15 protein-coding genes are annotated in these 12,834 nt (G+C 59.3%); 8 read left to right on the top strand and 7 right to left on the bottom strand.

Annotated elements, in window-relative coordinates; genetic code table 11:
- Window positions 1–7: 7 nt before the first annotated feature.
- The 4 genes from truA to gluQRS all read right to left on the bottom strand — a co-directional run bounded on the left by truA (window position 8) and on the right by gluQRS (window position 5,220).
- Window positions 8–793, bottom strand: coding sequence for a tRNA pseudouridine(38-40) synthase TruA (gene truA, locus INR99_RS09720; protein WP_194116379.1), 786 nt, complete (start codon window positions 791–793; stop codon window positions 8–10).
- Entirely contained in the window at window positions 793–1,422 is a 630-nt protein-coding gene (locus INR99_RS09725) for a CbiQ family ECF transporter T component (protein WP_194116157.1), read from the bottom strand. Before INR99_RS09725 ends, truA begins: the two co-directional genes overlap by 1 nt.
- A gap of 9 nt (window positions 1,423–1,431) precedes the next feature.
- Window positions 1,432–4,014 (bottom strand): motility hub landmark protein FimV, encoded by a 2,583-nt coding sequence (locus INR99_RS09730; RefSeq protein ID WP_194116158.1) that lies wholly within the window; start codon window positions 4,012–4,014, stop codon window positions 1,432–1,434.
- A gap of 252 nt (window positions 4,015–4,266) precedes the next feature.
- On the bottom strand, window positions 4,267–5,220 hold the full coding sequence (gene gluQRS / locus INR99_RS09735; protein ID WP_194116159.1) for a tRNA glutamyl-Q(34) synthetase GluQRS: 954 nt from the start codon (window positions 5,218–5,220) through the stop codon (window positions 4,267–4,269).
- Between the two features lie 82 nt (window positions 5,221–5,302).
- Between gluQRS and fdxA the strand changes: the two genes are divergently transcribed.
- From fdxA to amrS, 8 genes are all read left to right on the top strand, one after another.
- Entirely contained in the window at window positions 5,303–5,626 is a 324-nt protein-coding gene (gene fdxA / locus INR99_RS09740) for a ferredoxin FdxA (protein ID WP_194116160.1), read from the top strand.
- Window positions 5,627–5,742: 116 nt separating this feature from the next.
- Window positions 5,743–6,105, top strand: a complete 363-nt coding sequence (gene rpsF / locus INR99_RS09745; RefSeq protein WP_194116161.1) for a 30S ribosomal protein S6 — start codon at window positions 5,743–5,745, stop codon at window positions 6,103–6,105.
- 13 nt (window positions 6,106–6,118) lie between these two features.
- Complete coding sequence (gene priB / locus INR99_RS09750) at window positions 6,119–6,442, top strand: primosomal replication protein N (RefSeq protein ID WP_194116162.1); 324 nt, start codon at window positions 6,119–6,121, stop codon at window positions 6,440–6,442.
- Complete coding sequence (rpsR, locus tag INR99_RS09755) at window positions 6,429–6,659, top strand: 30S ribosomal protein S18 (RefSeq protein WP_194116163.1); 231 nt, start codon at window positions 6,429–6,431, stop codon at window positions 6,657–6,659. The genes priB and rpsR overlap by 14 nt, the downstream gene beginning before the upstream one ends.
- Before the next feature lie 20 nt (window positions 6,660–6,679).
- Entirely contained in the window at window positions 6,680–7,129 is a 450-nt protein-coding gene (gene rplI, locus INR99_RS09760; RefSeq protein ID WP_194116164.1) for a 50S ribosomal protein L9, read from the top strand.
- 153 nt (window positions 7,130–7,282) lie between these two features.
- Window positions 7,283–8,080: an AmmeMemoRadiSam system protein B gene (amrB, locus tag INR99_RS09765; RefSeq protein ID WP_194116165.1), complete on the top strand. Its 798-nt coding sequence runs from the start codon at window positions 7,283–7,285 to the stop codon at window positions 8,078–8,080.
- Window positions 8,064–8,627 (top strand): AmmeMemoRadiSam system protein A, encoded by a 564-nt coding sequence (gene amrA / locus INR99_RS09770; RefSeq protein WP_194116166.1) that lies wholly within the window; start codon window positions 8,064–8,066, stop codon window positions 8,625–8,627. The genes amrB and amrA overlap by 17 nt, the downstream gene beginning before the upstream one ends.
- On the top strand, window positions 8,606–9,703 hold the full coding sequence (amrS, locus tag INR99_RS09775) for an AmmeMemoRadiSam system radical SAM enzyme (RefSeq protein ID WP_194116167.1): 1,098 nt from the start codon (window positions 8,606–8,608) through the stop codon (window positions 9,701–9,703). Before amrA ends, amrS begins: the two co-directional genes overlap by 22 nt.
- Before the next feature lie 103 nt (window positions 9,704–9,806).
- Here amrS and tcdA read toward each other — a convergent pair whose 3' ends face one another.
- The 3 genes from tcdA to phaR all read right to left on the bottom strand — a co-directional run bounded on the left by tcdA (window position 9,807) and on the right by phaR (window position 12,688).
- Window positions 9,807–10,592, bottom strand: a complete 786-nt coding sequence (gene tcdA, locus INR99_RS09780) for a tRNA cyclic N6-threonylcarbamoyladenosine(37) synthase TcdA (protein ID WP_194116168.1) — start codon at window positions 10,590–10,592, stop codon at window positions 9,807–9,809.
- Window positions 10,589–11,917, bottom strand: coding sequence for a 30S ribosomal protein S12 methylthiotransferase RimO (gene rimO, locus INR99_RS09785; RefSeq protein ID WP_194116169.1), 1,329 nt, complete (start codon window positions 11,915–11,917; stop codon window positions 10,589–10,591). Before rimO ends, tcdA begins: the two co-directional genes overlap by 4 nt.
- Window positions 11,918–12,064: 147 nt before the next feature.
- Window positions 12,065–12,688 carry a polyhydroxyalkanoate synthesis repressor PhaR gene (gene phaR, locus INR99_RS09790; protein WP_194116170.1) on the bottom strand — a complete coding sequence of 208 codons (624 nt, stop codon included), beginning with the start codon at window positions 12,686–12,688 and terminating at the stop codon, window positions 12,065–12,067.
- Window positions 12,689–12,834: the final 146 nt, after the last annotated feature.

Genomic DNA, 12,834 nt, shown 5'->3' on the forward strand with positions numbered 1-12,834 from the left:
GCAAGCACTACAGCAGACCATAGCGCTGCGCCGGCTCGCTGGGCAACTCGAACTCAGCCGGATAGCTTACACCGGAAAGATAGAGCCCGTCCGGCATGAACGTCGGCGGCGCAAGGCTGCGATCCCGCCAGGCGAGCAATTCGCTCATCCACTCGGCCGGCTGATTGCCTTTGCCGATGTGCAGCAAGGCACCCATGATATTGCGCACCATATGGTGCAGAAAGGCGCTGGCGGAAAAATCGAAACACAGCAGATGCCCATCCTGCCGGATGCGAATGGCGTGCATCAGCTTGACCGGACTGGGCGCCTGGCATTCGGCAGCGCGAAAGCTGGAAAAATCATGTTCGCCCAGCAGACGATCCGCAGCCAGCTGCATGGCAGCCACATCAAGCTTCTGATGCGCCCAGCCTATCCTTCCCGCCAGCAGAGCCGGGCGCACCGGGTGATTCAGCACCAGATAGCGGTAATGCCTTGCCATCGCCAGAAAGCGGGCATGAAAGTGCTCGGGCACGGTGCGCGACCAGGTTACAGCGACCCCTTCCGGCAAGAAGCTGTTTACCCCCCTCACCCAGGCAGTCAGCGGCCTTGGGGCAGCGGAATCAAAGTGGCAGACCTGCCCGGTGGCGTGCACGCCGGCATCGGTACGACCGGCCGCATGAATACGCACCTCATGACCAGCCATTTTGCTGATCGCCGTTTCCAGTGCGTCCTGCACCGTGGGGCGATCAGGCTGGATCTGCCAGCCATTGAAGGCACGGCCATCGTATTCGATACCGAGCGCGTAGCGTTGCATTACGGCCACGACAGCGTCCCCAGAAAAAAACAGGTCGCCATGATTGCGCAAACCAGCAGCAGCAGCAAGCCAGAATCTTTGCGGCGCAAAGGGCACAGCGGAAAATCAACCCAGCCCTGGTCGCCAGCCACAGGCGGCGCCGGGCTCACAAACTCATCGAGCAAGGCACTGAAGCTGCGCCGCTCTTCCAGCAAGCGATCAGTAAAATCCAGCGTCAGTGCAAGGCGCACTGCCAGCCGCTCGCGATTCAGCAGCCACTGCAATGGCCAGGCAAGCTGGAACAAGGCCCCGAACAAGGCCGGTCGATCCAGCCGCGCCAATACGAATTGCAAACCGGCAACCAGCGCCAGCAAGCGCAGCGCCTGCTCAAGGCCCAGCACCAAACCTTCGCGGGTCGGAGCAAAGCCCCCCGTCCAGAGATACCAGCCCGGCGTTGACCAGCCGTAGACCAGCACTACCGCCAGCAGCAACCACTTCATCCGGCGCAGCGCCTTGAACAGGCGCTCGCGCAGCAGAAGCAGCGCAGCAAGCAGCACCAGTGCGACCAGCATATAAAGCGACTGGCGCCCCAGTCCGGCCAGCATGACTGCCAGCCAGAACCAGAGCGCCAGAATATTAACAGCGTGCAAGAGCCGGGCTTAGATGCCGGAGAGCATGCCCTGCGCCACCGATTTCTGCTCGGCATTGCCTTCTTGCATGGCCTCCTGCAGGATTTCACGGGCACCTTCAACATCACCCATATCGATATAAGCACGCGCCAGATCGATCTTGGTCTGTACCGGATCATCCGAAGCCAGATCCAGTTCGGTAGCCGGGTCGGTATCGCTGGCAAAATTCAGATCAAAGCCGCTCAGCGTTTCCTCTCCCAGCTCGGTGCTGACCGCCTCAATGGCTTCAACAGGCGCAGCAGCATCCAGATTGAAGTCGAAATCCAGCCCCAGACCGGCATCCGCAGACTCGGCAGCCAGCTCAGGGAGTTCCAGATCAGCAGGCGCGGCAGCCGCACTGCCAAGATCAAGATCAAGGGCGGACAACTCCTCCCCCATATCCAGCTCCGGCAGTTCACCGAAATCCATGGCCAGATCGTCACCAGCCGGAGCAGCCGCCACATCAATCGGCAAATCCAGAGCCATCACACCATCGTCGGGTAACGCATCTGCCACATCCAGATCGAGCCCGGCCGCCAGCTCTGCCGGCTCCGGCAGATCAAGACTGAAATCCAGATCAGCCGCATCAGCAGACGGCATTTCCAGCGCAGCCGGAACGTCCGCAGCCACCGGCGGCACAACCGGATCAAGCGGAGCAGGTGCCGGCTCGACCGCAGCGGGAGCAGCCAGCACATTGTCGGCGACCACCGCAGCAACGCCCGCAGCCGCAACGGCCGCGACAGCGCCGTACAGCGAGTTATCCGGGGACATGGCACGCCCCATCTTCGCAGCCTCATCCCACAAGGGGCCTGCACCACCAGTCTGTTCGTGCAGCTCCTTGGCCAGGACATCGAATTGCGCCCGATCCTTGTTCGCGGAATAGATTTCCAGCAGCTTCAGCCGGATTTCGGCGCGCTGCGGATCCTTGGCCAAGGCGTCTTTCAGAATTTCTTCTGCTTGCGGATAACGGCCGTAGGCCATATAGACATCCGCCTCGGCAATCGGATCAACCTCATCAGTATCGATGGTCCCCAGACCCTGACGGCTAAAGTCCGTCAGAAAGGAATTTTCGGTAGGCTGGGTGCTGATCAAGCCGCCGCCAGTGCTGCCAAGCACGGTGTTGGCCTTAAGGTCGCTACCGGTAATGATGCTGTCTTCAAAGACCGGTGCCCGCTGCTGACGGCGACGCATGAAGATCAGGCCGCCAGCACCTGCCAGAAGGGCCAGCAGAACACCACCGACCGGAACGATATTTTCCATCAGCATATCGACGATACCCGGCTCTTCAACCGGCTCGGGCATCGGTACTGGCTTGCGCTTGGGCTTGGGAGCCGGGGCACTCGCTGCCTCGCTGGCCACAGACGCCATGCTGGCCACCGCGACCGCCGAAGCATCGCTGGCAACGGCGACAGCCGAAGCCACTGCGGATGCGGGAAGCGATGCGGCAGCCACCACTGCAGGGGCGGGGGCGGAAGCGGCAGAAGCTACGCTGGCCTTGGACTTGGTAGACAGGTACTGCTCCATGTCCTTGACGTTCTTGTTCAGCTCCTTGACGCGCTTGTTGGCATCATCGAGCGACTTCTGCTTGGCAACCGCCTCGTCTTCGAGCGCCTTGACCTTGGCATCCTTCGCCCCCGAGCCCTTGGCGTCGGATTTGGACAGTTTCAGCTCGGACTTGTGCGCATCTGGAACTGTCGCACCCTTGTCTTCCATCTTGGGGGTGATCTTACCGGTACTGGCGCTGGGGGCCGCCTCGACTGCCGGCGTTTTCGCGGCCACCTCACCGAGCTTGGCACGATAAGCCTGCCAGTTGCTGGTGTGTACCTTGATCTCGCTGCGCGCCTCAGCGGCAGAAACCGCCTTCATCTCCTCGGCGCCCGGGACATTCAGAATCTTGCCGCGCTTCAGGCGGTTCATGTTATTGGCCTCGAAGGCCTGCGGATTGGCACGGTACAAAGCCAGTAGTACCTGATCAAGGCTCACACCTTCCGGCTGCACACGACGAGCAATCGAAGACAGGGTATCACCGTTCTTGACCGTATAGCCCTCACCGGATGCAACCGCTGGCTCGGCGGCCGGCTTGCTTGCACGCTGCGGCGCCTCTGCCGCTTGCTCGGCAACCTCGGCTGCAGGCTTGGCTTTACCCCGCTTGACCTTGCCGCTGCTGCGCACACCAGGCAGCACATCGGTCTGGTAAGACGGCTCGGTCTGTGTCGCGCCCGCCGGAGCACGGTAGTTGGGAGGATCGATCAGCGCGGTAAATTCGCGCTTCACATTGCCACCATCCCAGTAAAGCTCGACGATCAGGTCCACAAAAGGCTCGGTTACAGCCTGGGCAGAATTGACCAGCACGACATAGCGGCCATTCTTGCGCTTTTCGACATTGAATCGCAGCCCCATCGAACCCGGATAGGGAAGCTGGGCATTTTCGTGCGCCTCGGGACTACCCAGCTTCACCAGCAAGGAATCCCCCTCGCCGGCATTGACACCGACAATCTCGATCTGCCCACGGAAAGGCTCGCCAAGACTGGAAAGCACATTCATCCGCCCAAGCCCTGCCGCACTGGCAAACATCGGTATCGCAGCCAGCGACAGAGCAAGGACACATTGTTTGAATCGAAGCGTTTTCCGCACAGCCCTTCTCCCTACAGCTCGGCATCTTGCTGAATAAGATGCGGCAAAAGTTACATCCTGCCCCCGCGGACGCGGCCATCAACTTACCGCAGCGATGACCACAACGCCCACCATCCGGAAGCACAAAATACGCATGCATGCAGCGCCCATCTCCAAGGCGCGCCTGTGCGGATCATAATTGAAAGAAATGGATTACAGGATTTTATAGCCACTCTTTGGGTCATACTCCACTGAAATGGCTTTGCAGTGTGGTATCTTGCTGACAGTCCAGTGCGCAACAGCCCACTCCCAGAGCCCGGAGAGCCCCCATAATTGCGCCCCGGCAGGTGGATTTTGTCCGAGCAACTGTAATACCAGCACGAGCAAATTGGTCTCACCCCCCTCCGGAAGCGGTGGCGCGAGCGTCTGCTTGCTGAGCTTTTCACCCGCTGAATTGACCAGCACCGGTAAATGCAGATAGTGCGGCTCGCCAAACCCGAGAATCCGTTGCAAATAAATCTGCCGTGGCGTCGAATCCAACAGGTCAGCCCCTCTTACTATCTGGTTCACTCCGCAATCCGCATCATCGACGACCACGGCAAGCTGATAAGCCCAGCAACCATCCGCACGCCGGAGTACAAAGTCACCAACATCGGCCGCAAGTTCCTGCGATTGTCGCCCCTGCAAACGATCGAGATACTCGACACACCCGACAGGCACCCGCAAGCGGACCGCCAGATCAGTGGCCAGCTGCAAACCGGCATCACGGCAAAACCCCGGATAGCGCCAGCCGTCCACGGCCAGCAGACCTGCTGCCTTGATCTTGCTGCGACTGCAATGACAAGGGTAAGCCAACCCTCGCTCAAGGAGCTCATCCATAATGTCGGCGTAGCGCCCATGCCGATGGCTCTGCCACACTATCTCGCCATCCCAGACAAAACCGTACCGTTGCAAGGTGGCAATCATGCGCTCTGCGACCCCGGGCACCTCCCGGGGCGGATCCAGATCCTCGATTCGCAACAGCCATTTCCCGCCATGACTGCGAGCATCCAGATAGCTCGCTACCGCCGTAAGCAATGAGCCGATGTGCAACTCGCCGGTCGGGCTGGGCGCAAACCGCCCGACATATCCCGACGCCCCGCCTTCAGCCGCAGAAGGCGCGCCCATGGAAATGAACTGGTTGGAATGACTGACTGATTGCGGCATAGTCCTGCCTGGCTGATACCTGTATTTTCTGGAGCATTATTTTATGGCTTTTGTCGTCACCGATGCCTGCGTGCGCTGCAAATATACTGATTGCGTCGCAGTATGCCCCGTTGACTGCTTTCGCGAAGGCCCCAACTTCCTCGCGATTGACCCCGACGAATGCATCGACTGCTCACTGTGCGTGGCCGAATGCCCTGTTGACGCAATTTTCCCCGGGGACGAAGTCCCCGAGCAATATCGCGACTATATCGTACTGAATGCCGAACTCGCGAAATCCTGGCCACCGATCACCGAGCGTAAAGCACCACCGGACGACCATGCCGAATGGGCATCGGTGAATCACAAGATCAAATTGATCGAACGCTAATCACTCCGCAGGAAGCACTTGAGCCAAACGGCGGCGCATGAGTATAATGCGCGGTTTACCGCCTTGCCTGACCGACGTCGCAATCGGCAGGCTGTGTCAAACCACAAGGAGTTCTCATGCGACACTATGAAATTGTATTCATCGTACACCCCGATCAAAGCGAGCAAGTGCCCGCAATGATCGAGCGCTACAAGAGCCTGATCACTGGCGCTAACGGTGTCATCCACCGCCTGGAAGACTGGGGCCGTCGTCAACTGGCTTACCCGATCCAGAAAATTCACAAGGCTCACTACGTTCTGATGAACGTGGAAATCGGCCAGGACACCCTGGACGAGCTGGAACACGCCTTCAAGTTCAATGACGCTGTTCTGCGTCACCTGACCCTGAAGAAGGAAGTGGCTGTGACTGAAGCTTCCCCGATGATGAAGGAAGAAAAGTCCAAGTCGCTGACCGCTGCCAGCGAAGAGCAGGCTGCCTGATCCAGGCCAGCCCTTGCGTAACCGGATCTTACTGGAAGGCATACTCGACACGGTACTGACGCTTCGGCAGACCCCGGCTGGCATCCCCATCGTGGAAGGCGAGCTGCTGCATGAATCGGAACAGCACGAAGCGGGGCTGACCCGCAAAGTAAAATGTGTCGTGAAAATCGTGGTGATCGGCAAACCAGCTGAACAGTTCTGCCGCATCCCGGTGCACAGCACCGTCAGATGCAAAGGCTTTCTCGCTGCACTGAATCACCGCCAGCCCGACAGACTAGTTATGCATATCGACGAATACGAATTTTCTGAATCAAGGAAAGACCATGTCCCAACGTAATCTGTTCAAGCGGAAAAAATACTGCCGCTTCACCGCCGAAGGCATCAAGGAAGTGGACTACAAGGATGTAGCCCTGCTGAAGGATTTCATTGCTGAAAACGGCAAGATCATCCCCGCCCGCATCACTGGTACCAAGGCGAAGTATCAACGTCAGCTGTCCACCGCGATCAAGCTGGCTCGCTTCCTGGCCCTGCTGCCGTACACCGACCAGCACTAAGACAGGAAAGGAATCAAGTCATGCAAATCATTCTGCTCGAAAAAGTGGCTAACCTGGGTCAACTGGGTGATGTAGTCAAGGTTAAGGATGGTTACGCCCGTAACTTCCTGATCCCGCAAGGCAAGGCCAAGCGCGCCAACGAAGCCAATCTGGCTGAATTCGAAGCCCGCCGCGCCGAACTGGAAGCTCGTCAGGCTGAAGTCCTGGCTGCAGCCCAGGCTCGCGCTGAAAAGCTGGCTGACGCCTCCTTCACTCTGGCTCAGAAGGCCGGTGTTGATGGCCGTCTGTTCGGCTCCGTTGGTACCCAGGACATCGCTGACGCGATCACTGCTGCCGGCACCGACGTGAAGAAGACCGAAGTTCGTCTGCCGGAAGGTCCGCTGAAGGCCATCGGCGAGTACGAAATCGCTCTGGCTCTGCACCACGACGTCGTCGTGTCCGTGAAGATCGTGATCGTTGGCGAGCAATAAGCTGGCTGCGTACTGATCCGCACACAAAAACAGGGGGCTATGCCCCCTGTTTTTTTATTACTACCAGTCATCCATCCCGAATCACTGACCTGCTTGCTCCCTGCCAGCGTACCCCACCAGACTGCAGCATGACCCGGAAGACCGGAGCACAGCATGCCCAGCCGTCGACTTCCTGCTGTTGCGGGTATCTTCTACCCCGCGCAAGCCAATCTGCTCTATGACACCATCAGCCAGCTGCTGGCTGAAAATCAGCGACAACTCGCCTGCGCGCCCAAAGCACTGATTGTGCCGCATGCGGGTTATCAGTACTCCGCAGCCGTAGCTGCTTGCGCCTACAGCACCCTGCAGCCGTTTGCCCACACGTACCAGCGGGTTGTTCTGGCCGGCCCGGCACATCGGGTTGCTTTCTCGGGGCTGTGCGTGCCAGCGACAGGAATTTTCAGCACGCCACTGGGCGAAATTCCGCTGCAAGCCCCGGCAGCCCTGACCGCACAGACAACGCTCAGCGACCTCCCGCATCAGCTCGAGCATTCACTGGAAGTCCAGCTCCCGTTTCTGCAGCACATTCTGCCCGAATTCACGCTCACCCCCTTGCTGGCCGGCCACACCACAGCGAGCGCCATGGCCGAAGCACTGGAGCAGCTCTGGGGGGATAGCGGCACGCTGATCGTCATCAGCAGCGATCTGTCGCACTACCTGAGCTACGACCATGCCCGCCAGAAGGATCGGGCAACCCTGCAGCAGATTCTGCGTGGCGATGCTGATCTGGACGGTGACCAGGCTTGTGGTGCCATCCCGATTGCCGGACTGCTACAGTGCATCCGGCAACACCAGCTTACCGGACACCTGCTGGACTACCGCAACTCAGGCGACACCGCCGGCGACCGGCAGCGTGTCGTTGGCTACGCCGCGCTGGCATATTGCGAGGAACATCATGACACCATTCACTGATACCGAAGGCGCCCAATTGCTGCGCCTCGCCCGGCACAGCATTCATGCTCATATCACTGGTATAGCGCCAGATCCACTGCCAGATCTTGATTACCTGAAGATACCCGCGGCATCATTTGTCACCCTCACCCAGCACAAGCAACTGCGCGGGTGCATTGGTTCACTTCAGGCCTGGCGCACACTGGGTGAAGACGTCAGCCAGAATGCCATCGCCGCGGCCACCCGCGATCCGCGCTTTCCTTCACTGCTGGCTGCCGAATTGCCGCTAACCCGCATCGAAGTTTCGCTACTGAGCGTCGCCGAGCCGTTGAGTTTCCGAGATGAAGCCGATCTATTGGCTCAGTTGCGCCCGCACACCGACGGCCTGATTCTGTATCACGGCCAGCAGCAGGCCACTTTCCTGCCCCAGGTGTGGCACCAGATTCCCGAGCCAGCCGACTTCCTGGCTCATCTGAAAATGAAAGCCGGCCTGGCACCTGACCATCAGACTGCCTCCCTGCGCTTTGCCCGCTATTCGGTGCAGAAATGGCTGGAAGCGCCCCACTGAGCCGCGGATTACGCGCCGGACAAGCCTGGTTTCACCGGCTTGACGATGGTCGACTGCAATGCGATCTCTGTCCGCGGGACTGCAAACTGAAAGAGGGTCAGCATGGCGCCTGCCTGATCCGCGAACGGCATGGCGATGCGATCGAGCTCACCAGTTGGGGGCGTTCGTCCGGCTTCTGCGTCGACCCGATCGAGAAAAAGCCACTCAATCACTTCTACCCCGGCAGCAGGGTATTGTCGTTCGGTACCGCCGGCTGCAATCTCGCCTGCAAGTTCTGCCAGAACTGGGATATCTCGCACTCGAAGGAGCTCGACCGGCTGCAGGATCAGGCCAACCCCCAGCAACTCGCGAGACTCGCAGGCGAGCTGGGCTGCCATAGCGTAGCGTTCACCTACAACGACCCGGTCATTTTTGCCGAATATGCGCTCGACGTGGCCGATGCCTGCCACGCACAGGGCATCCAGACCGTGGCGGTCACGGCTGGCTACATCAACCCCGGGCCACGGCAGCTGTTCTACGCCGCAATGGATGCCGCCAACATCGACCTGAAAGGCTTCAGCGAGGCATTTTACAAGCAGTATTGCGGTGCCCGACTCGCACCCGTTCTCGACACCCTGGCCTACGTACACCACGAAACCGCATGCTGGCTGGAAATCACCACGTTGCTGATCCCACAGGCGAACGATAATCCGGATGAACTGCGCCAGCTCTGCCAGTGGATCGCCCGCGAACTGGGGCCGGAAGTGCCACTGCACTTCACCGCCTTTCATCCCGACTACCGGCTGACTGATCGCTGCAGCACGCCGGCCAGCACGCTGGAGCTGGCGCAGCAGATCGGCCACGATTGTGGCCTGCACTACGTGTACACCGGCAATGTCCACACCCGCGATGGTGGCACCACCCACTGCCCGGGCTGCCACTCGGTCGTGATCGAACGCTGCGGTTACAGCATCACGGCCTACCAACTGGACGAGCATGGCCATTGCCTGGCGTGTGGCACAGCCCTGCCCGGACGCTTCAAGCCGTACACGGGCTGTTTTGGCAACCGGCGGATTCCCTTGCGAGTGCATCCCTGATTATGAAATTGCCCTGCTCCATGAAAAACGGCGCCTTCGGCGCCGCTTTTATAGGTATATGACTGCAAGCCTTATCCATCAAGATCTGCATGGCAATACTCGCTCACGTCTTTACCAAGTGCTTCAATGCCTGTGCCGCGGCAACAAAGCCGAAAGTACCCGTTACGGCGACACTGGCACCAAAACCGCCTGCGCAATCGAGCTTCACCGGACCATCGCCGGCCTGCGGTTTTTGCGCACAGACCGAGCCATCAGGCTGCGGATACTGCAATTGTTCGGTCGAATAGACAATCTCGACTCCCATCTTCTTGTCGCCCTTGGCAAAACCATACTCGCGACGCAGGGTACTGCGCACCTTGCTTGCCAGCGGGTCATGTGTGGTGCGCGAGAGATCGTCGACGCAAACCTGGGTCGGATCGATCTGGCCGCCTGCACCGCCGGTCGTGATGATCTTCAGCCGGTGATCGCGACACCAGGCGATCAGCGCCGCCTTGGTGCGCACCGAATCGATGGCATCGACCACGCAATCGGGCTGGCCAGCCAGATGCTCGGCGAAATTGTCGGCAGCAATAAAGTCCTCGATGCAGCTCACGACACACTCGGGGTTGATCGCGAGGATGCGCTCGGCAAGTGCCGCGACTTTCATCCGCCCGAAATTGCCGTCATGTGCCGGCAGCTGCCGATTGGTATTGGACACGCAGATATCATCCAGATCGATCAGGGTCAGCCGGCCGACCCCGGAACGTGCCAGCGCCTCGGCCACCCAGGAGCCGACCCCGCCAACACCGATCACCACCACGTGGGCCGCGCGGAACCTGGCCAGCGCGGCATGACCGTACAGCCGGGCAATCCCGCCAAAGCGCCGCTCGTAGGACTGATCCAGCGTCATGCGATCTGATCCGCCCACAGATCGTATTCATCGGCATCGGTGATGCGCACCTTGATGAAATCACCCGCCTTCACGCCAGCCTGCGGCGCGTCGATAAAGACCTGGCCATCGATTTCCGGCGCATCCGCGTAGGTGCGGGCCACGGCACCTTCTTCGACAACCTCATCGACCAGCACGGTGAATTCACGCCCGATTTTTGCCTGCAGCTTGGCGGCACTGATCGCAGCCTGGCGCTCCATGAACCGGGCTTTGCGTTCTTCGGCCAGCTCGGGGTCGATGTGGTCAGGCAGATCGTTGGCAGTCGCCCCCTCGACCGGTGAGTAGGTAAAGCAGCCCACGCGGTCGAGCTGCGCTTCATCCAGAAAATCGAGCAATTCATTAAATTCGGCTTCGGTTTCGCCCGGGAAACCGACGATGAAGGTCGAACGGATTGCGATATCCGGGCAAATGCTGCGCCATTTTTCCAGCCGGCGCAGCACGTTCTCGGCATTGGCCGGACGCTTCATCAGTTTCAGGATGCGCTGATTGGCATGCTGGAACGGAATATCCAGATACGGCAGCAGGGTACCTTCCGCCATCAGAGGAATGACTTCATCTACAGACGGATACGGGTAAACGTAATGCAGACGGGTCCAGATCCCCAGCTTCCCCAGCTCCTGACACAGCTCGGTCATGCGGGTTTTCACCGGACGGCCATTGTGAAAGCCGGTCTTGTATTTCACATCGACGCCATAGGCGCTGGTGTCCTGCGAAATCACCAGCAACTCCTTTACACCGGCCTTGGCAAGGTTTTCCGCTTCGCGCAGCACGTCGTGAATCGGGCGGCTGTCCAGGTCACCGCGCATCGACGGGATGATGCAGAAGCTGCAGCGATGGTTGCAGCCCTCGGAAATCTTCAGATACGCGTAGTGCTGCGGCGTGAGTTTCACGCCCGCCGGGGGCACCAGATCGATAAAGGGATCATGCGGCTTGGGCAGATGGTTGTGCACATGGCTCATCACCTCGTCACGTGCATGCGCACCGGTCACGGCCAGCACCTTGGGGTGGATGTCGCGAACAAAATCGCCGTCGCCCTTGCTGCCCAGACAGCCGGTAACGATCACCTTGCCGTTCTCTGCCAGCGCTTCGCCGATGGCATCCAGCGATTCCTGCACAGCGGAATCGATAAAACCACAGGTGTTCACCACCACCAGATCGGCATCATTGTACGACGGGGAAATGTCGTACCCTTCGGCACGCAACTGGGTGATGATCTGCTCGGAATCAACCAGAGCCTTCGGGCAGCCGAGGCTGACAAATCCCACTTTCGGGGCGGATGCGGACATGCTTACTCCAGAAATGACAACGGGCATGTCCAAGACATGCCCGGAAAACGAATGGCGCGCATTATAAATCAGTCAGTTAGGCAGGAAAATACCCGCTTACAGGCAAACGGGCCGCAGCGCGGCCCGTTTCGCCCTTTTGCAGCCTGATCAGGCGGCCGGTTTGCGGCGGCGCGGCTTGGCCGGATCAGATTCGGCCGGGGCTGCAGCTGCTTCCTCGGGCTTGGCAGCCGGAGACTGGGCAGGAGGAGTAAAGCCGGCAAACAGGGTCTTGGCCTGCTCCTGCATCTGCTGCTGCATCTCGGCAAACAGGTGCGTACTGTTCTCGAGATAATTGCCCATCATGTTCTGCATGGTCTGCGGCTGCATCTTCATCAGATCACCCCACAGCGCATTCGGGTTGAAGACCGGCGCACCGCCCTTCATTACGCTGCTGGCCTGCTCCTGCAGGCGCCCCTGCATTTCGGCGAACAGTTGCAGATTCTTTTCCAGGTAATTGCCCATCAACCCCTGCATGGTGTTGCCATAAACACGAATGATCTGCGTGAGCACGTCATAGCTGAACATCGGCATGCCGCCGGACTCTTCTTCCATGATGATCTGCAGCAGCACACCGCGGGTGATGTCTTCGCCGGTCTTGGCGTCAAGCACCTGGATGTCCACGTTGTCCAGCACCAGCTGTTTCACATCGGCCAGCGTGATGTATGAGCTGGTATCGGTGTCATACAGACGTCGGTTCGGGTATTTCTTGATTACACGCTTGTCCCCGCTCATATCGGCATCCCTGTCCTGTACAGATTTGTTAGCTTTCACTAATCCTGAGCATAGTCATGCACTTAGCCCAGTGCAAATTCATCGTGCAGTGCACAAAAAATCATTGACATCCCGGGAAAGACTATCCAGAATGGACTTGCATTGTG

Origin of the sequence: Chitinilyticum piscinae (genome assembly GCF_015223195.1) — a bacterium.
GTDB classification, from domain to species: Bacteria; Pseudomonadota; Gammaproteobacteria; order Burkholderiales; family Chitinibacteraceae; genus Chitinilyticum; species Chitinilyticum piscinae.